We start from the raw sequence: 23,603 nt of genomic DNA, 5'->3' as shown, positions 1-23,603 counted from the left end.
CCGCGCACGAGGGCCCCGGCCGGGTGTACGACCCGGCCGGACCCTCGTGCGACCCTCAGGCGGCGCTGGGCCTGCGCCCCGGCCGCGCGTCCCGAAGCTCGTTGACGAACTGCTCCAGCCAGGCCGTGAAGTCCGGCCCCCTGTCCGGGCGTGCGCAGGCCGTCCGGACCACCGCGCGCAGGTAGTCCGCCTTGTCGCCGGTGTCGTGGCGCAGTCCCTTGGAGACGACTCCGTGCACTGAGCCCTGTACGGCCAAGTCCCGCAGCGCGTCGGTCAGTTGGATCTTGCCTCCCCGGCCCGGCGGGGTGCGCTCCAGGACGCCGAAGACGGCCGGATCGAGAACGTACCGCCCGAGCACCGCGTAGCGGCTCGGCGCGTCCGGCGTGACGGCTTCTCCACCAGCCCGGTGACGCGGACGACGCCCTCCTCGCCCACCGGTTCCACGGCGGCGCAGCCGTAGCGGTGGATCTCTTCCGCGGGGACCTCCATGAGGGCGACCACGCTGCCGGCGTGGCGGTCGCGGACCTCCAGCATCCGGTCGAGCAGGTGCTCGCGCGGGTCGATCAGATCGTCGCCGAGGGGGCGGCGAAGGGTTCGTCGCCGACGTGCCGGCGGGCGCACAGCACGGCGTGCCCGCGGCCGAGTGGGTCGCCCTGCCGCACGTGGTGGACGTGCGCCAGTCGCGCCGGGTCGCGCACCGCGTCGAGCCGTATGGTGTCGCCCTTGGCCGCGAGGGTCTGCTCCAGTTCGAAGGCGTGGCCGAAGTGGTCCTCGATGGCCCGCTTGTGCCGGCCGGTGACCAACAGGACGTCGTCGAGTCCGGCCGCGGCCGCCTCCTCGACGACGTACTGGATGGCGGGCTTGTCGACGACCGGCAGCATCTCCTTCGGGGTCGCCTTCGTGGCGGGCAGGAAGCGTGTGCCGAGCCCGGCGGCCGGGACGACCGCCTTGCGCACTGGGCGGAGGGAGGCCGCGGGGGCGGAAGTGTGGGGGACGATCATGCCGCCCATGCTGGGGAGGGGCTGAGAGCGGGCCGAGAAGAGCATGGGAGTGCCCTGTGGGTGGCGCCCGGCCCGGGTGACCGGCGAGCGCGACGGGGAGATCCGGTGGACCGGCCACCGCAACGCGCCCTTGATGCGGGCACCATTCACGCCCGTCATGACGGCGCCTTCGAAAAGGGGTGCGGATACCGCCGGTAACTTTTCTGAATTTCCGTCTTTGTGAACTGGGGTCACTCGCACTCCTTGTTTCCCGTCCGTCATTTGTGCGAAAGTGAGCGACCCCCGCACCCGCTCCCCGTACCTGACGCGGCACAGGTATGCACCAATCAGGCACCTGCTTTCCGACGGACGCGCATTTCGCATGCCGTCCTGCGGCTGGAAGGAAATGGTTCAGTGCAGTCCCCGCACCCCCCACGCCCGCCGTACCCGCCCCGCCCCGGAGTGGTCCGGGAGGAGTCCGACCGCGATCTGCTCGCCCGGATCGGAGCGCCCGCCCAAAATTCCTGCTCCCTCGCGCTGTTGCTGGCACGGCACTGGCGGGCGACGTACGAGTACGCCGCCGTCTGCCTGGCCTCCACCGGCCACACGGCGGTGCTGGCGGCCACCACCGCGTTCCAGCGCGTGCTCGCCCGGCCGGCCGGCGGCGCCCTGCGCCCCCGGCTGCTGGCGGCCGTACGGGACACCGTCCGCGAGTGGGCCGCCGACGACCGGCTCCTCGCCGTGCTGCCGGAACTGCGCAAACCGGTCGGAGCACGCGGTCTGCGGGCCGCCAGGCCCGGCACACCCGAAGGGCGGCGCCTGGCCGAGCACGCATTCCTGGCCCTTCCGGACGCCTCCCAGTGCCTGTTGTGGCACACCGAGGTGGAAGCCGAACCCCTTTCCGTGCCGGCCGGTCTGCTGGGGGTGGACTCCGCCACCGCCTCGGCCGCGCTGGAGCAGGCTCGTGAACAATTCCGGGCGGCCTGTGTGCGCGCCCACCGGGAACTCGCCCCCTCCGAGGAATGCCGCCGCCACAACCGTCTCCTCGACGCTCCCCTGCGCCGCGGCGGAGGACTGCTGCCGGAAGTCCAACGGCATCTCATGGCATGCCGGTACTGCCGTCACGCCGCCGAACAGCTCAGCCATTTCGAGGGCGGTCTGGGGGTACTGCTCGCCGAAACCGTCCTCGGCTGGGGCGTCCGCCGCTATCTCGACTCGCGGGCGGGCCGCGACAGCGCGGCGGAGCCCTGTCCCGCGCACGGCGGCCGGCACCGGTACCGGCCGAGGAGCGGCGGTCGTTCCCGCGCGCCGCGACGGCACACCAAGGCCCTGGCCCTGGGAGCCGCCGTGACCGCCTTCGCGCTGCTGGCCACCCTGCTCGCCGCCCGCGGCTGGTCCGAGGAGAGCGGCGGCGCCGACTCCTCCGCCACCTGGGGAGCCCCCAGCGGCCACTCCGTCGACCCGAGCGCCGTCTCCGCGGCCCCGCCCGCCGCCGGATCCCCGTCGGCCGCATCCGCCGACGACACCGCCGAGATCGCACGCGGCCGCCTGCGCAGCCGCACGGCCGGCCTGTGCCTCGACGTGCGCGGTGAGCGGGCCGTGGCCGGTGCCCGGATCGTGCTGGCCGACTGCTCTTCCGCCGGGACCCAGCAGTGGTCGTACCGGGACGACGGCCGCCTGCGCAGCGCCGCCGAGCCCACCCTCTGCCTGGACTCCGACGCCGACCAGGGGACCGTCGTCCTGACGGGCTGCCAGGTGCCCGCGGGAGTGCCGCGCTACGACCTGACCGTCCGCGGGGAGATCCTGCTCCGCGGCGGCAGCGGCACGGCACGGGTCCTCGCCTCCGGTGCACCCGGTGCGGGGCGCGAGGTGCGCGTCGCCGAGCGGGACGGGTCCGCGACGCAGGGCTGGGAACTGGACGCCGGGCCGGGGCTGTCGTCCGGGACCGCGCGGGAGCGCGGGAAGCGGAGCGACGACGGGGGCCCGCGGGGGAGCCGCCCCGAGGTGACGCTGCCACACGACACCGGCACCGGAACCTCCGCCGACACCGACACCGTCCCGCGCTCGCCCGCGGCCGAACCCCCGCCCGCCAAGCCCGAGGAACCGCCGCAGTGGCACGAGAAGCGGTTCGCCCAGGCCGGCTGCTGCGAGGCCGCCGGCCCCGGGACGGCCGACGGGGCCGGCGCCGGAGTGCTGACGACCGTGGCCTCCCTGGCGGACACCGCCGTGACGGCACTCGGCTCCGTCTCGCATCCGTAGTCCGGGGCCGTCCCCGGTGTGGGCGCCCGGGTCGGTGCCTGGATTGCGCCGGTTGCCGCTGTGCGCCCGCCTACGGGCATCGGTGGGACGGAAACTGGTACCCCTCGACCGGTACCGACCTGCAGCCCCCCGATGCCTGACGGAGTCCCCATGCCCGAGGCCCACCACCAGGTCAGCCGGACCGTACTGACCGACGAGGAACTGCGCACCCTGGACGCCCACTGGCGGGCCGCCAACTACCTGGCAGCCGGGCGGATCTACCTGCTGGCGAACCCGCTGCTGACCGAGCCCCTCAGGCCGAGCACATCAAACCCCGGCTGCTGGGCCACTGGGGGACCTCGCCCGGACTGAACCTCGTGTACACCCACCTCAAACCGGGTGATAAAGGCGCGTGACCTGGACGCGCTGTGCATCTGGGGGCCGAGTCACGGCGGGCCGTCCGTGCTGGCCAACTCCTGGCTGGAAGGCAGTTACAGCGAGACGTATCCGGACGTCTCGCGGGACGCGACCGGCATGGCGCGGCTGTTCCGGCAGTTCTCGTTCCCCGGCGGCGTGCCCAGCCACGTCGCCCCGGAGGTCCCCGGCTCGATCCACGAGGGCGGCGAGCTCGGCTACTCCCTCGCCCACGCCTACGGCGCCGCCTTAGACCACCCCGAGCTGCTGGTCGCGTGCGTGATCGGCGACGGCGAGGCGAAGACCGGTCCGCTGGCCGCCTCCTGGCACTCCACCAAGTTCCTCGACCCGGTCCACGACGGCGCCGTCCAGCGGATGGCCGACGCGCACCCGCCACCACGCCTGGATCCGCGAGCACGGCACCGACCTGCCCGAGGTGGCGGAGTGGAACTGGAACGCGTGAGCCGCGGGAGGCGTCTTGTGACCCGGTAGGCTTCCCGTTCGTACGCCTGTGTCCGGGCGCGCACGGGAACGCAGGACAACACATCGGGAGGATGCGGCGGTGCACGTCCAGGAGTGGCTCGAGACCGTACCCGCGGTCGCCGTCTACGCGCTGGTGGGAGTGGTCATCGGCCTGGAGAGCCTGGGCATCCCGCTGCCTGGCGAGATCATTCTGGTCTCCTCCGCGCTGCTCGCCTCCCAGCACGGCGACATCAACCCCGTCGTCCTCGGGGCCTGCGCCACCGCCGGCGCGATCATCGGCGACTCCATCGGCTACGCCATCGGCCGCAAGGGCGGACGCCCGCTGCTCGCCTGGCTCGGCGGGAAGTTCCCCAAGCACTTCAGCGAGGGGCACATCGCCACCGCCGAGCGCTCGTTCGAGAAGTGGGGCATGTGGGCCGTCTTCTTCGGCCGCTTCGTCGCCCTGCTCCGCATCTTCGCGGGCCCGCTCGCGGGCGTGCTGCGCATGCCGTACTGGAAGTTCCTGATCGCCAACGTCTTCGGCGGCATCCTGTGGGCGGGCGGCACCACGGCGGTCATCTACTACGTCGGCATCGTCGCGGAGTCCTGGCTGAAGCGGTTCTCGTGGCTGGGCCTGGTGGCGGCGGTGCTCGTCGGCCTCACCTCGATGCTGGTCCTCAAGCGCAAGGCGAAGAAGGCGCAGAGCGCGCACCAGCAGCCGGAACCCGTTCCCGCCGGGGAGTAGAGAACGCCCCGTTGAGGGGGGCGGGGCACCGCGCGACCGGCCCCCACGGCCCGCACCCGGCCCCACGGCCCCCCACGGCCTACCCGTGCACCTCGCGATGCGCCCCGGCCAACTCCGCGTACATGGTCCCGTTGAGGGTGATCCCCTGCCGCTCCTCCTCGGTGAGCTCGCGCCTCACCTTCGCCGGCACGCCCGCCACCAACGACCCCGGAGGGACCCGCATGCCCTGCGGCACCAGCGCCTGAGCGGCCACTAGGGAGCCCGCGCCGATCACGGCGCCGTTCAGCACCGTCGCCCCCATGCCGATCAGGCAGTCGTCCTCCACGGTCGCGCCGTGCACGACCGCGTTGTGCCCGATGGAGACGCGCTCCCCGACGGTCACCGGAAATCCCGGATCCGCATGGAGCGTGCAGTTGTCCTGCACGTTGCTGCTCGCGCCCACGGAGATCCGCTCGGCATCACCGCGCAGCACCGCCCCGTACCAGACGCTCGCTGCCGCACCGACCGTCACGTCCCCGATCACCGTGGCCGTCGGCGCCACGAACGCCCCGGAATCAACCTTCGGCTCCCTGCCGCCGATCCCCGCGATCAACGCCCGCTGTGCCATGTCCGCCTCCCAACGTCGTGAACAACCGCACCGTACGCCACCCGGTGGGGTGAAGATCACAGCCCTCCCTCCTCATGGCCGCGGCGTGCGCTGAGTACGGTGAGCGGGTGCCGAAGCGCAAGAACACGTTCTCATCCTGGCGGCGCCGCCTCGTGCAGCGCGCCGTCCACGCGGGCTGGGCCTGGGTGCAGCGCACGGGCTCCGTCACCGCCGAACACCCCGGCCGCTTCCGGTTCGGGGCCATGGGAACAGGTACCAGACTCGCCTTCCCGCTCGGCACGGTCTTCGGCGAACCGTGGATCCACCTCGGCGCCCACTGCATCGTCGGCGAACAGGTCACCCTCACCGCGGGGCTGATGCCCGACCTCGACCTCGGCCCGGAGCCGATCCTGCGCATCGGCGACGGAGTCGTCCTCGGTCGCGGCAGCCACGTCATCGCCGACACGACGGTCACCATCGGCAGCGACTGCTACTTCGGCCCGTACGTCTACGTCACCTCCACCAACCACTCGTACGACGACCCGCACGAACCCATCGGCAAGCAGTGGCCGCGCATGGAACCGGTGGAGATCGGCCCCGGGTGCTGGATCGGCACGGGGGCGGTGATCCTGCCCGGCGCGCGGATCGGGCGGAACGTCGTCGTGGCCGCCGGTGCGGTGGTGCGGGGGACCGTGCCCGACCACGCCGTGGTGGCCGGTGCGCCCGCGCGGGTCGTACGGCGCTGGACGCCAGCCGACGGCTGGCAGCCGCCGCTGCGCACCCCGGCGCCCGTGCCGATCCCCGAGGGCGTCACTCCCGAGCAGCTGCGCGCCCTGTCGGAGCTGGACGAGGCGGCGGCGGCCCGGCTCGCCGAGCGGGAGGACGAGTCGACCGGTGGCCGGCCTGCCGACCGGCTCGCGGGGCTGGGCCCGGAGTCCTGACGGCCCGGGCTCAGCGCTGACGCCGGGTCCAGCGCTGACGCCTGGGTCGGCCTTGACGCCCGGGCTCAGGGTTCGGGCTCGGCCCCGATGCTCGCGCCCGGGCTCAGGGTTGGTGTTCGGGACCGGCCCCGATGCCCGGGCTCAGCCCGTCGCCAGCAGTACCGTCCCCACCAGGGCCAGTCCCGCGCCCGCGGCCTGGACCGCCCGCAGCCGTTCGCTGAGGAAACCCCGCGCGGCCAGGGCCGTCACCACCGGGTACAGCGAGGCGAGCACCGCGGCCACGGTCACCGGCCCCTGCTGGGCCGCGATCACATACGTACCGTTGGCGGCCACGTCCGCGAGGCCGACGAAGGCCAGCGCCGGCAGCGACCGCCACGGGAAGCCGTCCGAGGGCAGGGCCGGGGAGCCGCGTCGTACGGAGACCGACAGGGCCAGGCCGCCCGCGACGACGTTCGTGACCCGCTGCACGAACAGCGCGAGGAAGAGTCCGGTGAGGGTGGTCGACGCCTCGGCGATCAGGGCCATCACCGCGCCGAAGCCGAAGGCCGCCAGAAGGGTCAGGACGATGGCCTGACGCTGGACCGGGGCGCCCCGGAACTGCGGCCCGCCCGCGAGGCAGACCCCGGCGACGGCGACCAGGATGCCGACGACCTGCAGCACCCCGGGTCGCTCGCCCAGCACGAGGCCCACCGCGACCGGTACGGCCACGCCGAGCGAACCGAGCGGCGAGACCACGCCCATCGGCCCCAGCGCGAGGGCCTTGTAGAAGGCGAGCATCGCTACCGGACCCACCAGCCCGGCACCCACCGCGAACCACAGATGCGGGCCCGCCTCGCTCCAGCCGCCGGTCGCGACCACGATCGCGCCGAGCACCACCACGGCGAGCGACTGCGAGACGACGACCACCGTGAGCGCGGGAGTGCGCCGGGTCAGCAGCCCTCCGCCGAAGTCGGCCAGTCCCCACAGCAAGCTGGTGGCCAGGGCGAAGAGTGCGGTCATGGAGTCGTCCTCGCAGTACAGTTCAGTGAACGATCAAGTGCACCACATCATAGTGCACTTCACTGAACTACGTCATACAGAATATTGGACGGAATGTGTCGGACCTCGACCTGCTGACCCAGTCCCTGGCGCGCAACGTCAAGCACTGGCGCGCGGTGCGCGGCTTCACCCTCGACGTGCTCGCCGCCCGCGCCGGTGTCAGCCGCGGCATGCTCATCCAGATCGAGCAGTCGCGCACCAACCCCAGCCTCGGCACCGTCGTCAAGATCGGTGACGCCCTGGGCGTCAGCATCACCACGCTCCTCGACTACGAGCAGGGCCCGAAGGTCCGTGTCGTCCCCGCCGACCAGGCCGTACGGCTGTGGCACAGCGAGGCCGGCGGCTACAACCTCCTCCTCGCCGGCACCGAGGCGCCGGGCCCGCTGGAGATGTGGCAGTGGCGGCTGATGCCGGGCGAGTACAGCACCTCTGACCCGCACCCCACCGGCACGGTCGAGCTGCTGCACGTCACCGCGGGTGAGCTGACCCTCACCGTGGAGGGCGTCGAGTACCGCGTCCCGGCGGGCGCCAGCGCCTCCTTCGAGGCCAACGCCCCGCACACCTACGGCAACACCGGCGACGTACCGATGGACATGGTCATGGCCGTTTCGGTGCCGCCCGTGCGCTGAGCCCGGCCGTCCCGGGTTGCTAGCGTGCTCATATGCGCGCACCCATCGGAGACTTCGACCACGCCACGCCCACCCCCGACTGCCTCGGCGAACTGATCGGCCCGGTCGCCGACGCCGTACGCGACTGGAGCGGCAGCGTGCCCGCCGGTCAGATCCTCTACGTCGACACCGATCCGCGCTGGGCCGACACCTCCGTCTTCGTGGAGCACTACGGGCAGGACCTGCTGGAGCGGTCCGCGAACTGCGTGGTGGTCGCGGGCAAGCGGGGCGGGGGGACCACACTCGCCGCGTGCGTGGTGCTCTCCACCACCCGGGTCGACGTCAACGGCGTCGTCCGCCGCCAACTCGGCGCCCGCAAGGCATCCTTCGCGCCGATGGACACAGCGACGGGGGAGACCGGCATGGAGTACGGCGGCATCACGCCGATCGGCCTGCCCGAGGGCTGGTCGGTGCTGGTGGACGCGGCCGTCGTCGACCTCCCGTACGTCCTGGTGGGCAGCGGCCGGCGGCGCGGAAAGCTGCTGGTGCCGGGCAAGGCGTTCGCCGAGCTGCCCGGCGCCGTGGTGCTGGAGGGCCTCGGAGTCGCCTGACCGGCCCGCCCGGCCACGCGGCCCGCGCCGTCAGGCCGTCGCGTGGTGGGCCAGCACCAGGTGCGGGTCCGCCTCGCCCGGCGCCGGTTCCGGATCGGCGTGCACCAGGGCGGCGGACAGGCGCGGTACGGCGTGCAGCAGGGCGTGTTCCGCCTCGACGGCGATGCGGTGGGCCTGCCGTACCGTCGCCTCGCCGTCCACGACGACCGCCACCTCGGCACGCAGCCGGTGGCCGATCCAGCGCAGCCGCAGCTCGCCCACCTCGCGCACACCCGCCACCTCCCCCAGCGCCCGCTCGGCGCGGTCCACCAGGGCCGGGTCCACGGCGTCCATCACCCGGCGGAACACCTCGCGTGCCGCGTCCCGCAGCACCAGCGCGATCGCGGCCGTGATCGCCAACCCCACGATCGGGTCGGCCAGGTGCCAGCCCAGCGCAGCACCGCCGGCACCCAGCAGCACCGCCAGCGACGTGAAACCGTCCGTGCGCGCGTGCAGCCCGTCGGCGACCAGCGCGGCCGAGCCGATCGCGCGGCCGACGCGGATCCGGTAGCGGGCCACCCACTCGTTGCCCGCGAAGCCGACGAGCGCGGCGACGGCGACCGCCGGCACGTGCTCGACGGGGCGCGGGTCGAGGAGCCGGCCGATCGCCGTCCAGCCGGCGAAGGCCGCCGACGCGGCGATCGTCAGCACGATCACCAGACCCGCCAGGTCCTCGGCGCGCCCGTAGCCGTAGGTGAAGCGGCGCGTGGCCGCGCGCCGGCCCAGCACGAAGGCGATCCCGAGCGGTACGGCGGTCAGCGCGTCGGCTGCGTTGTGCACCGTGTCCCCTAGCAGCGCCACCGAGCCGGAGGCGACCACCACGCCCGCCTGCGCCAGCGCCGTCACACCGAGCACGGCCAGGGAGACCCACAGCGCCCGCATCCCGCGGGCCGAGGACTCCAGGGCGGAGTCCAGCTTGTCGGCGGTCTCGTGGGAATGGGGGGTGAGGAGGTGGCGCAGGCGGCGGGCCGGGCGGTGCCGACGGGAGGCTTCGGCGGCGTCGGGGGCGTGACGAGGGGGGTGGCCGTGACCACGGCGGTGTGCGTGTGCGTGTCGGTGTCCGTCGGTGTGTCCGTGTCCGTGTGTCTCGGGGTGTCCGGGCCCATGGCCGTGCCGAGGGGCGTGCCCGTGCCCGCTGTCGTGCCCGTGCTCGTCGTCGTGCCGGTCGCTCACGTGGTTCCCCTTCCGGTGCGCGGTCCGCTGCGCGGAGGTGGACGCCGTGGTGCCCACGGAGCCATTATGTGCGCATGAACGCACGCATGCACCTGTCACCTGCATACCATGCGCACTCGCGCACCCCCGGCGAGGAGCAGTTCGCGCTCGCCGCCGAACTGCTCGCCCTGCTCGGCGACCGCACCCGTCTCGCCCTGCTGCATGCCCTGACCCGCGGCGAGGCCGACGTCACCACGCTCACGCAGGCGTGCGGGGCGGCCCGGCCGGCCGTCAGCCAGCACCTGGCGCGGCTGCGTCTCGCGGGTCTGGTGACCACGCGCAAGGACGGCCGCCGGGTGATCTACGCACTGCGCGACGGCCACCTGCGCCGCCTGGTGGACGAGGCGCTCAGCGTGGCGGACCACCGGATCACCGACCGGCCCGTGCACCCGTGACAGGCGCGTCGGTGCCGTCCTCGGCCCGAATCAGCCGGCGCGCGGGCCCAGGAACTGCTCCGCGAACGCGACAGCCGCGGTCGGGGACGTGAAGACACGGCGGAGACGGGCGAGCGTGGTCGCCGCTCGGTAGGGGTCGCCGGACGACGTGCCGTGGTAGATCTCGGAGAGCCACAGGGAGAACTCCTGGTAATCCCACACGCGAGTCAGGCAGGCCTCCGAGTAGGTGGTCAGTCCGGTGCCGTCGCCCTGCGTCAGGTACGCGACGAGACCGTCGCCCAGGACAAAGGCGTCGTGCAGGGCGAGGTTCATGCCCTTGGCCGCTATCGGCGCGGTGAGGTGGGCCGCGTCGCCGGCGAGGAAGAGGCGGCCGAACACCATGGGCTCGACCACGTAGTTGTGCATGTCCAGCACGCGCTTCTCGATCAGCCTCCCTTCCGTGAGCGGCGGTGCGTCCGTCGCCAGGCGCTGCTGAAGCTCGGCCCAGACGCGTTCGTGCGGCCAGTCGTCCGGGTCGTCTCCGGGCGGGACCTCCAGGTAGTAGCGGGTCACCTCGGGGCTGCGGGCCATGTGCCCGGCGAACCCGCGCGGATGGATGCCGAACACCACGCAGTCCGAGGACGGCGGCGCCTCGGCGAGCAGCGCCAGCCATCCGATGCCGTAGTCGTGGCGGGCGACGCGGACGCGTTCCGGCGGCACGGCGGCGCGGGTGACGCCGCGCGCCCCGTCGCAACCCGCCACGAAGTCGCAGAGCAGCACCTGCCGTTCCCCTGTGTCCGGGCAGAGGTACGACACCGACGGCCGGTCGGTGTCCAGATCGTGCAGGCGGACGTCCCGCACCGAGAAGCGAATGTCCCCGCCCCGTACGTCCGCGTACTCCCGCACCAGGTCGGTCACCAGCAACGGCTGCGGATACACGTAGTGGTGCTGCCCCGTCAGGTCCACGTACCGCAGGCGGTGGCGGTGCCCGTCGAAACGGAACTCGCACTCGGTGTGCCGCTGCGCCCGTTGCAGCAGCGTGTCCGCCAGGCCTCGCTTCTCCAGGCCCCGGACGCACCACTCCTCGATGACCCCGGCCCGGGGCCGCTGCTCGATGAACTCACGGGTCTCGGTCTCCAGGACCACACAGTCGAGGCCGGCGGTCCGCAGGATGTTGCCGACGGTCAGGCCGGCCGGTCCCGCGCCCACGACGACGACCGCTACGCGTTGCGGAGAAGGGGAGTTGGGGTCTACCGAGGCAGGGGTCACGCGAGCATTATGACCGCGTCCCGTCGGCCACCAAGTCCGATCCGTGGCCGACGGCACACGTCCCGCGCGGGGCGGGCGGTGCGCGCGGGGCGGGGGCCGGAGTGCTGGACCGGGCCAGTGCGCGCCGGACCAGGTCAGTGCGCCGGCGCCTCGGTGACCGCGACCTCCTCGATGCTCCGCTCGATCTCCTCGGGACGCGAGGCGGTGGCCCGCGCCCAGTAGTAGACGGTGAGGGAGAAGGCCGTGACGACCAGCATGTCCCACCACAGGCCGATGGTGCCCCGGCCGCCGAAGCCGCCCTGCCAGGAGATCAGGCCCAGGCCGACCAGATAGAACGGCAGCCACTGCGCGGCCCTGAAGTCCAGCCGGGGCGCGTCGGGCAGGCCCTTGCGCGTGGCGTACCAGGCGTATCCGCCGAGCAGCAGATAGCCGAGCACGATCGACACACCCAGCCGCCACAGGGTGTCCCACCCCGCCCAGTAGATGATGAGGTTGGCCACCACGAAGGACAGCGGGGCGATCACCTGGCCGGCGGGCAGGCGGTACGGGCGCGGGTGGTGCGGCAGCCGGTCGGCGAAGACGCCGTACGCCAGCGGCGCGCCCGCGTACATCAGGACGCTCGCCGAGGTGATGAAGCTGACCAGCTTCTGCCAGCTCGGGAAGGGCAGGAAGCAGACCACGCCGGTCACGAAGGACAGGATCAGGCCGAACCACGGCACGCCCCGCCGGTCGGTCTTCTCGAACACCTTCGGCGCGTAGCCGTTCTTCGACAGGCCGAAGGAGATGCGTGAGGTGGCCGTGGTGTAGATCAGGCCGGTGCCGCCGGGGGAGACCACGGCGTCCAGGTACAGCACGACGCTCAGCCAGCCGAGGCCCACCAGCGTGGTCAGCCCCGCCCAAGGGCCGTCGACCCCCGGATAGTTCAGCCTGGCCCAGCCGTGCGCGAAGGTGCTGTGCGGCAGCGCGGCGATGTACACGACCTGGAGCAGGACGTAGATGACGGCGCCGACCGCGACCGAGCCGATCGTCGCGCGCGGCAGGTCCCGCTCGGGGTCCCGGCTCTCGCCCGCCAGTTGGATCGCCTGCTCGAAGCCCAGCAGGGCGAAGATGATGCCGCTGGTGCTGATCGCGCTGAGCACCCCCTTGGCCCCGTCCGGGGCGAACCCTTCCGACGTCAGGTTGCCCGGGTGGAAGTGGAGGGCCGCGACGATGAAGATCGTGGCCAGGGGGACGGCGACCTTCCACCAGGTGGCGGCGCTGTTGGTGTGGGCGAGGACCCGCACGCCGAGGAAGTTGACCGCCACGAAGACGGCCATCAACACGACCGCCAGGAGGAACCCGCTGGTCGTCAGCGTGCCGGAGGGCTGGTGCTCCAGGCCCTTCGCGAAGTCCCAGTGGCCGAGGTAGCCGATCATGGCCTCGACCTCGATCGGCGCCACGGTCGCCGCCTGCAGCCACGCGAACCAGCCGAAGGACATACCGGCCAGCCCGCCGAACGCGTAGTGCGGATAGCGTGCCGTGCCGCCCGCCACCGGGAACATGCCGCCGAGTTCGGCATGGACCAGCGCGAGCAGCACGATCGCCACGGCGCCGATCACCCACGAGATGATCGCCGCCGGTCCTGCCATCACCACGGCGTTCTTGGCGCCGTACAGCCAGCCGGAACCGATGATGGAACCGACCGACGCCCACATCAGCCCGATCAGCCCGACGTCCCGCCGCAGGCCGCCGGGGTCCCCTTGTGTCTCCGGGATCGCTTGGCCGACGCTCACCATAATTCAAGGGGCCTCTCACAACGGCACGGGTGCGTGCACCCACGCGGCACCTACAAGAGGCCTCAGATTAGGAATGGTGCGTCGTACCGCCGAAGAGCGCAGGAGCATTCTTGACTCGCCTGCGGGTATTTCCTGGACGGTGTTTCAGGAATTCTGGGCGCGGTGAAAACCCTGCGGCTTACCGCAGTCGCGGTATCTCGATCGCGGGGCAGCGGTCCATCACCATCTCCAGGCCCGCGGCGCGTGCGCGTCCGTAGGCGGCCTCGTCGATGACGCCGAGCTGGAACCACACGGCCCTGGCGCCCTTCGCGACCGCCTCGTCCGCGACCGCCCCGGCCAGGTCGCTGTTCACGAACACGTCGACGACGTCCACGTCGAAGGGGATGTCCGCGAGGGTCGCGTACCCCCGCTCGCCGTGCACCGTCTCCGCCTTGGGATGTACGGGCACGATGCGCTTGCCGTAGCGCTGCAGCACGTCGGCGACGCCGTACGCCGCGCGCCGCTGGTTCGATGACAGGCCGACCACGGCCCAGGTGTCGCCGAGCTCGGTGAGGATCCTGCGGACCGTTGCCTCGTCGCCGTGCACCGGCGGCCTCCTCGGAGGGGGGAAACAGCTGTCGTCCGCACAACGACGCACCGCGCGCGGTGATTCCCGGACGGCGGGCGACCGCCTGCCGGAGCCGGTCGTCCATGGACGCGGTCGGGAAATCCGGTGCGCGAACCCCCGACATGCCTGCAACGGCCCCCTCGTCCGCCTACGCTCGCCTCGTGCTGCGCATCACCGACGCCCGAACCGGCGCACTCGTCGACGCCGCCCCGGCCCGCCGGGGCCTGACCCGCGTCGAGGTGCACGCGCCGGCCTTCGACACCACGAACCTTCGCGTGCTGCTCGTCGCCGACCTGCTGGTCCGTGCCCTGGAACTCGGTGGCACGCCCGTGTGGGCCCTGCTGACCGGCGGACGCGAGGAGGCGGAGCTGCGGGCGAGCGCCGCCGCCCTCGGCATCCGGCCCTTCGAGGGCAGCCGGGACGTCAGCGCCGGACTCGGCGAAGCCCAGGTCATCCATGTGGTGGGCGAGGGCGGTGTGGAACCCGACGGGGTGCGGATCGCGGTGGCGCACGTCGACCCGGCGGCACCGGCGGCACCGGAGGGCACCGACCCCATCGCCCTGCGCCTGGCCCTGCTCTCCCGGCGCCGGGACACCCCCGCACGGCTCGACGCCGCCGTCCTCGCCGACGCCGGCGCGGCACTCGCGCACTGGCGCCGCGCGGTGGCCGCCTGGGCGCACCGGCCCTCCCGGCCGATCCCCGACGAGGTGCGCGGGCAGCTCCGTGCCGCCTGGGAGGACGACCTGGACGTCCCCGGAGTGCTCCGCGTCCTGCGCCGGGTGGAGAACGAGCCGGACCTGCCGGACGGCGCCCGCTTCGAGACGTACGCCTACGCGGACCGGCTGCTGGGCCTCGACCTCACCCGCGACCTGGGAACCCCGGCGTGATCGAGCGTGCGGGCGCGGGCCCGCTGCGCCGCCTGGTCGTCCTGCGGCACGCCAAGTCCGCCCGGCCCGAGGGCGTGAGCGACCACGAGCGTCCCCTCGCCCCGCGCGGGCTGCGGGACGCCCCGGCCGCCGGCCGGGCGCTCGCCGAGGCCGACTGCCTGCCGGACCTCGCGCTGTGCTCCACCGCCGTGCGCGCCCGCCGGACCTGGGAGCTCGTCGCCGCCCAGTGGGGCACCCCTCCGCAGGTGCGCCTCGACCCGCGGCTGTACGCCGCCGACGCCGACGAGCTGCTGGCCGTCGTGCAGGAGGTGCCCTCCGAGGTCGACACCCTCCTGCTCGTCGGGCACAACCCGGGCCTGGAGGACCTGGTGCTGGACCTGTCCGCCGACGGCCTCGACGACACGCTGGAACGGGTCCGGGCGAAGTTCCCGACCTCGGCGATCGCCGTGCTGTCCTGGCGCGGCGCCGGCTGGCGGGACCTCGCCCCGGGCACGGCGCTCCTGACGTCGGTGACCGTGCCGCGGGGCGAGAAGCGGTAGCCGGACGGGCACCGCAGGGTACGCACCGCCACCTCACGTCGCTATGCCGTGACGTGGTCCACGTCGGCTTCTGCGTTCCCACCGCATCCAGAGGATGCGGAGATCTCCGCAGACCCGGCTGGCCAGAGGCATCACAGTCCCGTACGCGAACGGCCCGAGCCCGCTCCCTCGGGAGCCGTCAACCACGGATTAGGCTGGCGGGATGCAGGACGAGTACCGCACGGTCGCCCGCGCGGGTGTGCACGAGACCGAGGTCAACCGCTCCCGCTTCCTGTGCGCGCTCGCCCCGGCGGCCACGGAGCAGGAGGCCCAGGACTTCATCGCCGCCGTGCGCAAGGAGCACGCCGACGCCACCCACAACTGCTGGGCGTACGTCATCGGCGCCGACGCCTCCGTGCAGAAGGCCAGCGACGACGGCGAGCCGGGCGGCACCGCCGGCGTCCCCATGCTCCAGATGCTGCTGCGCCGCGACATGCGGTACGTCGTCGCGGTCGTCACCCGCTACTACGGCGGGGTCAAACTCGGTGCGGGCGGACTGATCCGGGCGTACGGCGGAGCGGTCGGCGAGGCGCTGGACGCTCTGGGCACCCTCACCCGACGGCGCTTCAGGCTGGCCATGGTCACCGTCGACCACCAGCGCGCCGGGAAGGTGCAGAACGACCTGCGCGCCACCGGCCGGGAGGTCCGTGACGTGCGCTACGGCGAGGCCGTCACGATGGAGATCGGGCTGCCGGACGCCGACGTGGACGCCTTCCGGGCCTGGCTGGCCGACGTCACCGCCGGGACGGCACGGTTCGAACTGGGCGGAGAGGCCTACGGCGACGCCTGACGATCCAGAGAGAACAGGGCTGAAGCGGGCATAACGGCCAGGTGCCCCCTGGGTCATGACAGGGCGATACGGGAGTAACCGCCCGTGCTGTCAGACCCTGCCGTTAGTCTCGGGGATCATGAGACTCCTGCACACGTCCGACTGGCATCTGGGCCGGCCCTTCCACCGGGTCGGCATGCTCGATGCCCAGGCCGAGTTCATCGGCCACCTCGTCACGACCGTGCGCGAGCGCGGCGTGGACGCGGTGGTCGTGTCGGGCGACGTGTACGACCGGGCGGTGCCGCCGCTCGCCGCGGTCGAGCTGTTCGACGACGCCCTGCACCGCCTCGCCGGACTCGGAGTGCCGACGGTGATGATCTCCGGGAACCACGACTCGGCCCGCCGCCTCGGCGTCGGCGCCGGCCTCATCCGGCGCGCGGGCATCCATCTGCGTACCGAGCCGTCGGCGTGCGGCACACCGGTGGTGCTGTCCGACGCCCACGGCGCCGTGGCGTTCTACGGACTGCCCTATCTCGAACCCGCCCTCGTCAAGGACGAGTTCGGCGTGGCGAAGGCGGGCCACGAGGCCGTACTCGCCGCCGCCATGGACCGCGTCCGCGCCGACCTCGCCACACGCGCGCGCGGGACGCGTTCCGTCGTCCTCGCGCACGCCTTCGTCACCGGGGGCCAACCCAGCGACAGCGAGCGGGACATCACCGTCGGCGGCGTGGCCGCCGTGCCCGCCGCGGTGTTCGACGGCGTCGACTACGTGGCGCTGGGGCATCTGCACGGCTGCCAGACCATCACCGAGCGCGTCCGCTACTCCGGCTCCCCGCTGCCGTACTCCTTCTCGGAGGCCGCGCACCGCAAGAGCATGTGGCTGGTCGACCTCGGCCCCGACGGGGCCATCACCGCCGAGCGCGTCGACTGCCCGGTGCCGCGCGCCCTGGCCCGGATCCGGGGGCCGCTGGAGGAACTGCTCGCCGATCCGGAACTGGCGCGGCACGAGGAGGCGTGGGTCGAGGCGACCCTCACCGACCCGGTCCGTCCCGCCGACCCGATGGCCCGGCTCACCGAGCGCTTCCCGCACACCCTCAGCCTCGTCTTCGAGCCCGAGCGGGCCCCGGACGAACCCGGGGTGTCGTACGCCCGGCGCCTCGCCGGCCGCAGCGACCAGCAGATCGCCGAGGACTTCGTCGCCCACGTGCGCGGCGCCGGACCCGACGCCGACGAACAGGCCGTGCTGCGCGACGCGTTCGACGCCGTCCGCGCGGACGAGGCCGTGCGGGAGGTGGCGCGGTGACGCCGCGCACCCAGGACAGGGGGGTGACCGGGTGAGGCTGCACCGGCTGGACATCACGGCGTTCGGGCCCTTCGGGGGGTCCCAGACCGTCGACTTCGACGCCCTCTCGGCGGCCGGGCTCTTCCTGCTGCACGGCCCCACCGGCGCGGGCAAGACGTCCGTGCTGGACGCGGTGTGCTACGCGCTGTACGGATCGGTGCCCGGCGCCCGGCAGGGCGTGGTCCTGCGCAGCGACCACGCCGCGCCCGGCACGCGCACGCAGGTCACCCTCGACCTCACCCTCGCCGGGCGCCGTCTGGAGATCACCCGGCAGCCGCCGTGGGAGCGCCCGAAGCTGCGCGGCAAGGGCATGACCGTCGACAAGGCCCAGACCTGGCTGCGCGAGTACGACGCCACGGCCGGTACCTGGAAGGACCTCAGCCGCTCGCACCAGGAGATCGGCGAGGAGATCACGCAGCTGCTCGGCATGAGCCGGGAGCAGTTCTGCCAGGTCGTGCTGCTGCCCCAGGGCGACTTCGCCCGGTTCCTGCGCGCCGACGCCGAAGCACGCGGCCGGCTGCTGGGCCGGCTGTTCGACACCCGCCGCTTCGCCGAGGTCGAGAAGCGCCTCGCCGAGCGCCGGCGCGGCACCGAGGCCCAGGTGCGGGACGGCGACGCCGCCCTGCTCGCCGACGCGCACCGCATGCAGCAGGCCGCGGGCGACGCCATGGACCTGCCAAAGCTGACGCCGGGCGAGCCGGGCGTGGCCGACACCGTACTGGGAGCCGCCGCCGTCGCCCGCAGCACCGCCCGCGAACAGCTCACCATCGCGCACTGCCGGCTCGCCGCCGCCGAGTCCGCCCGGGCCGCAGCCGACCGCGCCCTGGACGACGTACGCGAACGGGACCGTCTGCAGCGGCGGTTCGCCGATGCGCGGGAGCGGGCCAGGGTACTGGAATCGCGCGCCGAGGCCTACCGCGAGGCGCAGGCGCGCATGGAGCGGGCCCGGAAGGCCGAGGCGGTGGCGCCCGCCCTGGAACTGCGGGAGGCCGCCGAGGCCGAGCACCGCAGGGCGGCCGGCGAGGAGGCACGCGCGCGTGCCGAGCTGCCGAAGGCCTTCGCGGACGCGGGCGCGGCCGGGCTCGCCACCGCGGCCCGCCGGGCCGCCGAGGAACTAGGCGGACTGCAGTCGGCCCGCCGCGCCGAGCGGCGGCTCGCCGAACTCGTCGCCGAGCGCGCCGACCTGGACCGGCAGCAGCGCGCCGACGAGGAGGTCCTGGCCGAGGCGGAGAACTGGCTCAGCGGCTGGGAGGAGACCCGCGCCGGGCTCCAGGCCCGCATCGAGTCCGCGCGGGAGGCCGCCGCCCGGGCCGAGCAGCTCGCCGTCCGGCGCGAGCCCGCGCAGCGGCGGCTGAAAGCCGCGCGGCTGCGCGACCAGCTGGCAGGCGACACCGAGCAGGCGGGAGAACAGGCCCGCCTCATGCACGAGCGGGTCCTCGAGGCCAAGGCGCACTGGCTCGAGGTGAAGGAACGGCGACTGAACGGCATCGCCGCCGAACTGGCCGCCGGCCTCCGGGACGGCGAACCGTGCGCCGTGTGCGGCGCCACCGACCACCCCGCGCCCGCCCGGAAGGACGCCGGGCACGTCGACCGCGAGGCGGAGGAACGGGCACTGGCCGCCTACCAGGAGGCGGAGGAACGGCACACCGAGGCCGAGCAGCGGTTCGGCGCCGTCCAGCGGGCCCTGGCCGCCGCCGAGGCGGAGGCGGGCGACGCGCCCACCTCTCAACTGGCCTCCGATCTGGAGGAGTTGGAGCTTCTGTACACGGAAGCGCGCGGTGCCGCCTCCGACCTGCATGTCGCCGGCGAGGAACTGCGCCAGGCCGAGCAGGAGCGCGAGCGGCGCACGGCCGCCCGTGAGCAGGCCGCGGTACGGGCGGCCTCCCGCACCTCCCGTCGGGAAGCCCTCGACGAGGAACGGACCGCCTTGGAGGAGACGCTGGCCCGGGCCCGGGGAGAGGCCGACAGCGTCGCCGCGCGCGCCGCTCAGCTGGAGCGGCGGGCGTCGCTGCTCACCGACGCCGCCGACGCCGCCCGCGTCGCCGAGGACACCGCCCAGCGGCTGAAGGACGCCGACGCCCGGCTCGCCGACGCCGCGTTCCGAGCCGGCTTCGACACCCCCCAGGCCGCTGCCGCCGCCCTCCTCGACGACGCCGCCCACCGCGACCTGCAACGGCGGCTGGACGCGTGGCAGAACGAGGAGGCCGCCGTCCGCGCCGTCCTCGCCGAGGCCGACACCGCGGCCGCCGCACAGCAGCCGCCCGCCGACCTCACGGCGGCGGAACAGGCCGCCGCCGCGGCCGAGCGGCGGGTGAGGGAGGCGGCCTCCGCGCGCGACGCCGCCGCCCGTCGCTGCGCCGAACTGGACCGGCTCTCCGCACGGGCCGCCGCCGCGGTACGACGCCTCGGGCCGCTGCGCGAGGAGTACGACCGCGTGGCCCGTATGGCCGGCCTCGCCGCGGGCACCTCGGCGGACAACGAACGCCGGATGCGCCTGGAGGCGTACGTGCTGGCGGCCCGCCTGGAACAGGTGGCCGCGGCCGCGACCGTACGGCTGCAGCGCATGTCGTCCGGCCGCTACACCCTCGTCCACTCCGACGACCGCACGGGGCGCGGCCGCAGCGGCCTGGGGCTGCACGTCGTCGACGCCTGGACCGGCCGGGAACGCGACACGGCGACCCTGTCGGGCGGCGAGACCTTCTTCGCCTCGCTCGCCCTCGCCCTCGGCCTCGCGGACGTGGTCACCGACGAGGCGGGCGGGGTCCGGCTGGACACGCTCTTCATCGACGAGGGCTTCGGCAGCCTCGACGACCAGACCCTCGACGAGGTCCTCGACGTCCTCGACTCCCTGCGCGAACGCGACCGCAGCGTCGGCATCGTCAGCCATGTCGCCGATCTGCGGAGGCGGATCCACGCCCAACTGGAGGTGGTGAAGGGCCGGTCGGGATCGGTGCTGCGGCAGCGCGGCGTCGGCTGAGGCCGGGATCGAACCTGAGCGGGGCCGCACACGCCCCGGATCACAGACCTGCCGCGGCGCTGTGCAGGTTCTTGGCGGCCAGGGCGAGTCCTTCGGTCCGGGAGCAGACGGCGTCCTCGTGTGATGTTGACGGCCATGTCCGGGTCGATCTCGGCGAGGGCGCGCAGGAACTCCGTCCAGAAGGGCACGTCGTTGCCGAGGCCGACGGCGACGAACTTCCACGCCGGGTTCTCGGGCCAGGCGTTGCACCAGAAGCCGTAGCCGGTGGGCACCTTGCCGGGGCGTCGGCGGGCACGCGGGTGAAGGAGGTGTCGAGCACGCCGCGGATGTCGGCGCCGGGGGACCGCCATGACCACGTCCGCCCAACTCCTCTCCGTCGCGGTGATCGGAGCCGGCATGGCCGGCCGGAGTCTTCAACCTGACCACGGTCAGCCAGAGCGTCCGGGAACAGGCCCGGCACGCCGTGACCGCCGCCGTCGAACGCCTAGATCAGGACGCACCCAGCCCCGCGAGGTCGTCCTCACCCCACGCCTCGTCGTGCGTGGCACCACGGCCCCGCCCGCGTGACCCGGACGGGACGGCCGCCGTTCGCCGGCCAGGAGCGGCAGGCGCGGGTCAGCGGCGTGGTGCGGTGCCCTCGGTCCGGGCCTCCAGGGCGCGCAGCACGGCCACCATGTCCGCGCCGCCGTGGCCCTGGTCGACGGTCTCGCCGTAGAGGGCGTGGCAGACGTCGAGGAGCGGGGAGGCCGCGCCGGCCTTGCGGGCGGCCTCGGCGATCAGGCGGTTGTTCTTCAGCACGTCCGCGGCCGCCGCCTGGACGGTGAAGTCGCGGTCCAGCAGCTTCGGGGCCTTGACCCGGGAGACGGCACTGGCCATCGGACCCGCGTCCAGGACGTCCCGCAGCAGGCGCTGGTCCAGCCCGTGCCGGCCGGCGAAGTGGAACGCCTCGGCCAGCCCCGTGACTTGCGTGATCAGGAACAGGTTCACCGAGAACTTCATCAGCGACGCGCCCGGGACCGTGCCGCATACGAACGTCTTGCGGCACATGGGAGCGAGCAGGGGACGTACGGCCGCCACCGTATCGTCGTCGCCCGCCAGCATCCCCACCAACTCGCCCCGCTCGGCCGGGACGCGGGAGCCGGAGACCGGGGCCTCGACATACCGTCCGCCCGCCGCCCGGATGTCGTCCTGGAGGCCGCCCGAGTACTCGGCCGAGGTCGTGCCCATGTGGACGACCAGATGTCCGGCGACGCGCGCGGCGAAGTCCGGGCCGCCGCGTCCCAGCACCGCGTCGATCGCGGCCTCGTCGGCCAGCATCAGAATCACGGTGCCGGCCCGGTCGAAGACCTCGGCGGGGCTCGCCGCCACCTCGGCGCCGGCCGCGCGCAGGGGCTCGCATCGGCCGGCGGTGCGGTTCCAGACGACGAGCGGTGTCCCCGCGCGGGTGAGGTTGAGCGCCATGGGCTGTCCCATGACCCCGAGGCCGACGAAACCCACGTACGCCACGATGTGCCGCCTTTCCTGGCTCACGCCGCTCACCCCGAGGCCGAGCCGCCGCTGTCGCTGTCGCTGTCGCCACTGACTATGACAGCGGTCATAGTAGGGGATGTCATGACGGCGGTCATAGAGTGGTGCCCGAACACACGCGACAGGGTGGGCGGGAGGTCGACGATGGCGGTGGCCGGGCGAGGGCCGCGCGAGCGGATGGTGTTCAGTGCGGCCCAGCTCATCCGGCGCGAGGGGGTCGCCTCCACCGGCATGCGTGAGGTCGCCGCGGATGCCGCCGCGCCGCGCGGGTCGCTCCAGCACTACTTCCCCGGCGGCAAGGTGCAGTTGGTCAACGAGGCGGTGGGCTGGGCGGGCGGGTACGCGGGAGGCCGTGTCGCCCGTTTCCTGGCCGCGCTGCCCGAGCCGACGCCGAGCGGGCTGTTCGCCGAGATGGTGCGCCAGTGGACCGACGAGTACGAGACGGCCGGCTTCGCGGGCGGCTGCCCGGTGGCGGCGGCCACGGTGGACTGCGCGGAGTCGGTCCCCTCCACACGGGAGGCCGCGTCCGCCGCGTTCGCCACCTGGACCGGGGCGGTCGCCCGGGCCCTGGCGGACATGGGCGTGCCCGAGGAGCGGGCCGGGGCGCTCGCCACACTCATGATCAGTGCTCTGGAGGGGGCCATCCTCATCGCCCGGGCCGAGCGGGACGTCCGTGCGCTGACGGCCGTGGCCCGGGAACTCGGCCCGCTCCTCGACGCGGCGGTGAGCGAGGACGGCTGACCGGCCTGCCTGCTGAAGGACGACGGGTGCCGCACAGCGTCGTCGACCCGCTGACCGCCCCCTCGGCGCGCGGCGTCGCGGCTGCTGAACCCGCGCGCGGGCCAAGGGTGTCGGCCCTGTAGGTTCTGCCGCATGGTGCGATACGCGGAGCCGGGCACGGTGGAGTGGGTCGAGTCGGGCGGCGGGCCGCTCGTCGCGGTGCCGGAGACGGTCCTGCCGTTCTGGACGGGCGCCGACGGCGAGGAGACGGCCTCGGACTACGACCGGGCCTGCGAGGTGGACGGACACGTCGGGCTCCTCCCGGTCGGCGACGCCACCGCGCTGGTGCTGGGCGACGAACCCGCCTCCACCGCCTTCCTGCCCGACCACGGCACCTTCGTACGGTGGTGCGCCGGCGACTCCGAGGACGAGCTGCTGGCCCGGGTGCCCGCGGCCCTGCACTCCGCGGAGTGGGAACCGGAGGTGCGCTGGGACGTGCCGGGCGCGGTGCTGCTGTTCGACGCGGCCTGGCCCGGCGCCGACTCCCCGCACACCGACCACGTCCGGGTGGTCCTGGAGCCCGGCAGGTACACCGTCCGCGCGGCCCAGGTGCGGCCCGGCCCGGAGACCTGGCTGGGGCTCGTCCAACTACGCCGGCTCGCGCACCGATAGCCCGGCAAGCCGCGGGCCTCAGCCCGGCGGGTGCTCCCAGGCCGGCACGCTGGGGGCCGATGCGGTCGCGGCGGCCGTGGTCGCGGCGCCCGCCCGACGCCGCCAGCCCCTCAGGCTCCGACGGCTCGGGCACATCGCACTTCCCGCGCCTGCTCGCCGGCGACGACGTCGCGCACACGGGGCAGTGGAAGCACCGGTTCGTGAGGACGACCCCCGCCCGCCTCCTCGCGTG

Annotated in this window: 20 protein-coding genes and 3 pseudogenes; 15 read left to right on the top strand and 8 right to left on the bottom strand. The window is 73.7% G+C overall.

Annotated features, from left to right (window positions below):
- Positions 1-55: 55 nt before the first annotated feature.
- Positions 56-1,001, bottom strand: a pseudogene (locus tag ACFPZJ_RS07045) (UTP--glucose-1-phosphate uridylyltransferase).
- 393 nt (positions 1,002-1,394) lie between these two features.
- On the opposite strand from ACFPZJ_RS07045, the gene ACFPZJ_RS07040 reads away from it, so the two are divergent.
- The 3 genes and pseudogenes from ACFPZJ_RS07040 (at position 1,395) to ACFPZJ_RS07030 (ending at position 4,839) form a co-directional block, all read left to right on the top strand.
- Complete coding sequence (locus tag ACFPZJ_RS07040; protein ID WP_381018692.1) at positions 1,395-3,239, top strand: RICIN domain-containing protein; 1,845 nt, start codon at positions 1,395-1,397, stop codon at positions 3,237-3,239.
- Between the two features lie 150 nt (positions 3,240-3,389).
- Positions 3,390-4,001 (top strand): annotated as a pseudogene (locus ACFPZJ_RS07035) (phosphoketolase family protein); the annotation flags it as partial.
- Between the two features lie 193 nt (positions 4,002-4,194).
- Positions 4,195-4,839, top strand: a complete 645-nt coding sequence (locus ACFPZJ_RS07030; RefSeq protein ID WP_381018690.1) for a DedA family protein — start codon at positions 4,195-4,197, stop codon at positions 4,837-4,839.
- 79 nt (positions 4,840-4,918) lie between these two features.
- Here the strand turns inward: ACFPZJ_RS07030 and ACFPZJ_RS07025 are convergent, their stop codons facing one another.
- Complete coding sequence (locus ACFPZJ_RS07025) at positions 4,919-5,446, bottom strand: gamma carbonic anhydrase family protein (RefSeq protein ID WP_381018688.1); 528 nt, start codon at positions 5,444-5,446, stop codon at positions 4,919-4,921.
- A gap of 107 nt (positions 5,447-5,553) precedes the next feature.
- Between ACFPZJ_RS07025 and ACFPZJ_RS07020 the strand changes: the two genes are divergently transcribed.
- Complete coding sequence (locus ACFPZJ_RS07020; protein WP_381018686.1) at positions 5,554-6,366, top strand: acyltransferase; 813 nt, start codon at positions 5,554-5,556, stop codon at positions 6,364-6,366.
- A 141-nt stretch (positions 6,367-6,507) separates the two neighbouring features.
- Here the strand turns inward: ACFPZJ_RS07020 and ACFPZJ_RS07015 are convergent, their stop codons facing one another.
- On the bottom strand, positions 6,508-7,365 hold the full coding sequence (locus ACFPZJ_RS07015; RefSeq protein WP_381018684.1) for an EamA family transporter: 858 nt from the start codon (positions 7,363-7,365) through the stop codon (positions 6,508-6,510).
- A 95-nt stretch (positions 7,366-7,460) separates the two neighbouring features.
- Here ACFPZJ_RS07015 and ACFPZJ_RS07010 point away from each other — a divergent pair, with 95 nt between their 5' ends.
- On the top strand, positions 7,461-8,033 hold the full coding sequence (locus tag ACFPZJ_RS07010; RefSeq protein ID WP_381018682.1) for a helix-turn-helix domain-containing protein: 573 nt from the start codon (positions 7,461-7,463) through the stop codon (positions 8,031-8,033).
- 32 nt (positions 8,034-8,065) lie between these two features.
- Positions 8,066-8,623: a YbaK/EbsC family protein gene (locus tag ACFPZJ_RS07005; RefSeq protein WP_381018680.1), complete on the top strand. Its 558-nt coding sequence runs from the start codon at positions 8,066-8,068 to the stop codon at positions 8,621-8,623.
- A 30-nt stretch (positions 8,624-8,653) separates the two neighbouring features.
- Here ACFPZJ_RS07005 and ACFPZJ_RS07000 read toward each other — a convergent pair whose 3' ends face one another.
- Positions 8,654-9,835, bottom strand: coding sequence for a cation diffusion facilitator family transporter (locus ACFPZJ_RS07000; protein ID WP_381019001.1), 1,182 nt, complete (start codon positions 9,833-9,835; stop codon positions 8,654-8,656).
- 74 nt (positions 9,836-9,909) lie between these two features.
- Between ACFPZJ_RS07000 and ACFPZJ_RS06995 the strand changes: the two genes are divergently transcribed.
- Positions 9,910-10,269, top strand: coding sequence for an ArsR/SmtB family transcription factor (locus ACFPZJ_RS06995; RefSeq protein WP_381018677.1), 360 nt, complete (start codon positions 9,910-9,912; stop codon positions 10,267-10,269).
- Between the two features lie 30 nt (positions 10,270-10,299).
- On the opposite strand, the gene ACFPZJ_RS06990 is transcribed toward ACFPZJ_RS06995, so the two are convergent.
- The 3 genes from ACFPZJ_RS06990 to ACFPZJ_RS06980 form a co-directional block, all read right to left on the bottom strand.
- Positions 10,300-11,517: a 4-hydroxybenzoate 3-monooxygenase gene (locus ACFPZJ_RS06990; protein ID WP_381018676.1), complete on the bottom strand. Its 1,218-nt coding sequence runs from the start codon at positions 11,515-11,517 to the stop codon at positions 10,300-10,302.
- Positions 11,518-11,651: 134 nt separating this feature from the next.
- Positions 11,652-13,292 carry an APC family permease gene (locus tag ACFPZJ_RS06985; protein ID WP_381018675.1) on the bottom strand — a complete coding sequence of 547 codons (1,641 nt, stop codon included), beginning with the start codon at positions 13,290-13,292 and terminating at the stop codon, positions 11,652-11,654.
- Between the two features lie 178 nt (positions 13,293-13,470).
- The gene (locus ACFPZJ_RS06980; RefSeq protein ID WP_381018673.1) at positions 13,471-13,878 is read right to left on the bottom strand and encodes a CoA-binding protein; all 408 of its coding nucleotides are present in this window, start codon (positions 13,876-13,878) and stop codon (positions 13,471-13,473) included.
- A 143-nt stretch (positions 13,879-14,021) separates the two neighbouring features.
- Here ACFPZJ_RS06980 and ACFPZJ_RS06975 point away from each other — a divergent pair, with 143 nt between their 5' ends.
- The 6 genes and pseudogenes from ACFPZJ_RS06975 to ACFPZJ_RS06950 form a co-directional block, all read left to right on the top strand.
- Positions 14,022-14,786 (top strand): hypothetical protein, encoded by a 765-nt coding sequence (locus tag ACFPZJ_RS06975; protein WP_381018671.1) that lies wholly within the window; start codon positions 14,022-14,024, stop codon positions 14,784-14,786.
- The gene (locus ACFPZJ_RS06970) at positions 14,783-15,325 is read left to right on the top strand and encodes a SixA phosphatase family protein (protein ID WP_381018669.1); all 543 of its coding nucleotides are present in this window, start codon (positions 14,783-14,785) and stop codon (positions 15,323-15,325) included. The genes ACFPZJ_RS06975 and ACFPZJ_RS06970 overlap by 4 nt, the downstream gene beginning before the upstream one ends.
- A gap of 202 nt (positions 15,326-15,527) precedes the next feature.
- On the top strand, positions 15,528-16,154 hold the full coding sequence (locus ACFPZJ_RS06965; protein WP_381018668.1) for a YigZ family protein: 627 nt from the start codon (positions 15,528-15,530) through the stop codon (positions 16,152-16,154).
- A gap of 118 nt (positions 16,155-16,272) precedes the next feature.
- Positions 16,273-17,436 (top strand): exonuclease SbcCD subunit D, encoded by a 1,164-nt coding sequence (locus ACFPZJ_RS06960; protein ID WP_381018665.1) that lies wholly within the window; start codon positions 16,273-16,275, stop codon positions 17,434-17,436.
- 31 nt (positions 17,437-17,467) lie between these two features.
- A complete protein-coding gene (locus ACFPZJ_RS06955) occupies positions 17,468-20,452 on the top strand; it encodes an AAA family ATPase (RefSeq protein WP_381018664.1) in 2,985 nt (994 codons plus the stop codon).
- A gap of 412 nt (positions 20,453-20,864) precedes the next feature.
- Positions 20,865-21,019: pseudogene (locus ACFPZJ_RS06950) on the top strand (substrate-binding domain-containing protein); the annotation flags it as partial.
- Positions 21,020-21,067: 48 nt separating this feature from the next.
- Here ACFPZJ_RS06950 and ACFPZJ_RS06945 read toward each other — a convergent pair.
- Positions 21,068-21,958, bottom strand: a complete 891-nt coding sequence (locus ACFPZJ_RS06945) for an NAD(P)-dependent oxidoreductase (RefSeq protein WP_381018999.1) — start codon at positions 21,956-21,958, stop codon at positions 21,068-21,070.
- A gap of 165 nt (positions 21,959-22,123) precedes the next feature.
- Here ACFPZJ_RS06945 and ACFPZJ_RS06940 point away from each other — a divergent pair, with 165 nt between their 5' ends.
- Together ACFPZJ_RS06940 and ACFPZJ_RS06935 are read left to right on the top strand one after the other, a co-directional pair.
- Positions 22,124-22,720, top strand: coding sequence for a TetR/AcrR family transcriptional regulator (locus tag ACFPZJ_RS06940; protein WP_381018997.1), 597 nt, complete (start codon positions 22,124-22,126; stop codon positions 22,718-22,720).
- Positions 22,721-22,852: 132 nt separating this feature from the next.
- Positions 22,853-23,371 (top strand): immunity 21 family protein, encoded by a 519-nt coding sequence (locus tag ACFPZJ_RS06935; protein ID WP_381018662.1) that lies wholly within the window; start codon positions 22,853-22,855, stop codon positions 23,369-23,371.
- Positions 23,372-23,603: the final 232 nt, after the last annotated feature.

Source organism: Streptomyces bullii, assembly GCF_042657145.1.
Lineage (GTDB): Bacteria > Actinomycetota > Actinomycetes > Streptomycetales > Streptomycetaceae > Streptomyces > Streptomyces bullii.
Note: the sequence above shows the minus strand (reverse complement) of the source record. Positions and strands in the feature narration are given on the sequence as shown.

Excerpts from the sequence above, each read along its gene's own strand:
- ACFPZJ_RS07025 (WP_381018688.1), bottom strand. The coding sequence starts at position 5,446 with ATGGCACAGCGGGCGTTGATCGCGGGGATCGGCGGCAGGGAGCCGAAG.
- ACFPZJ_RS07015 (WP_381018684.1), bottom strand. The coding sequence starts at position 7,365 with ATGACCGCACTCTTCGCCCTGGCCACCAGCTTGCTGTGGGGACTGGCC.
- ACFPZJ_RS07005 (WP_381018680.1), top strand. The coding sequence starts at position 8,066 with ATGCGCGCACCCATCGGAGACTTCGACCACGCCACGCCCACCCCCGAC.
- ACFPZJ_RS06995 (WP_381018677.1), top strand. The coding sequence starts at position 9,910 with ATGAACGCACGCATGCACCTGTCACCTGCATACCATGCGCACTCGCGC.
- ACFPZJ_RS06985 (WP_381018675.1), bottom strand. The coding sequence starts at position 13,292 with ATGGTGAGCGTCGGCCAAGCGATCCCGGAGACACAAGGGGACCCCGGC.
- ACFPZJ_RS06975 (WP_381018671.1), top strand. The coding sequence starts at position 14,022 with ATGCCTGCAACGGCCCCCTCGTCCGCCTACGCTCGCCTCGTGCTGCGC.
- ACFPZJ_RS06965 (WP_381018668.1), top strand. The coding sequence starts at position 15,528 with ATGCAGGACGAGTACCGCACGGTCGCCCGCGCGGGTGTGCACGAGACC.
- ACFPZJ_RS06960 (WP_381018665.1), top strand. The coding sequence starts at position 16,273 with ATGAGACTCCTGCACACGTCCGACTGGCATCTGGGCCGGCCCTTCCAC.
- ACFPZJ_RS06940 (WP_381018997.1), top strand. The coding sequence starts at position 22,124 with ATGGCGGTGGCCGGGCGAGGGCCGCGCGAGCGGATGGTGTTCAGTGCG.
- ACFPZJ_RS06935 (WP_381018662.1), top strand. The coding sequence starts at position 22,853 with ATGGTGCGATACGCGGAGCCGGGCACGGTGGAGTGGGTCGAGTCGGGC.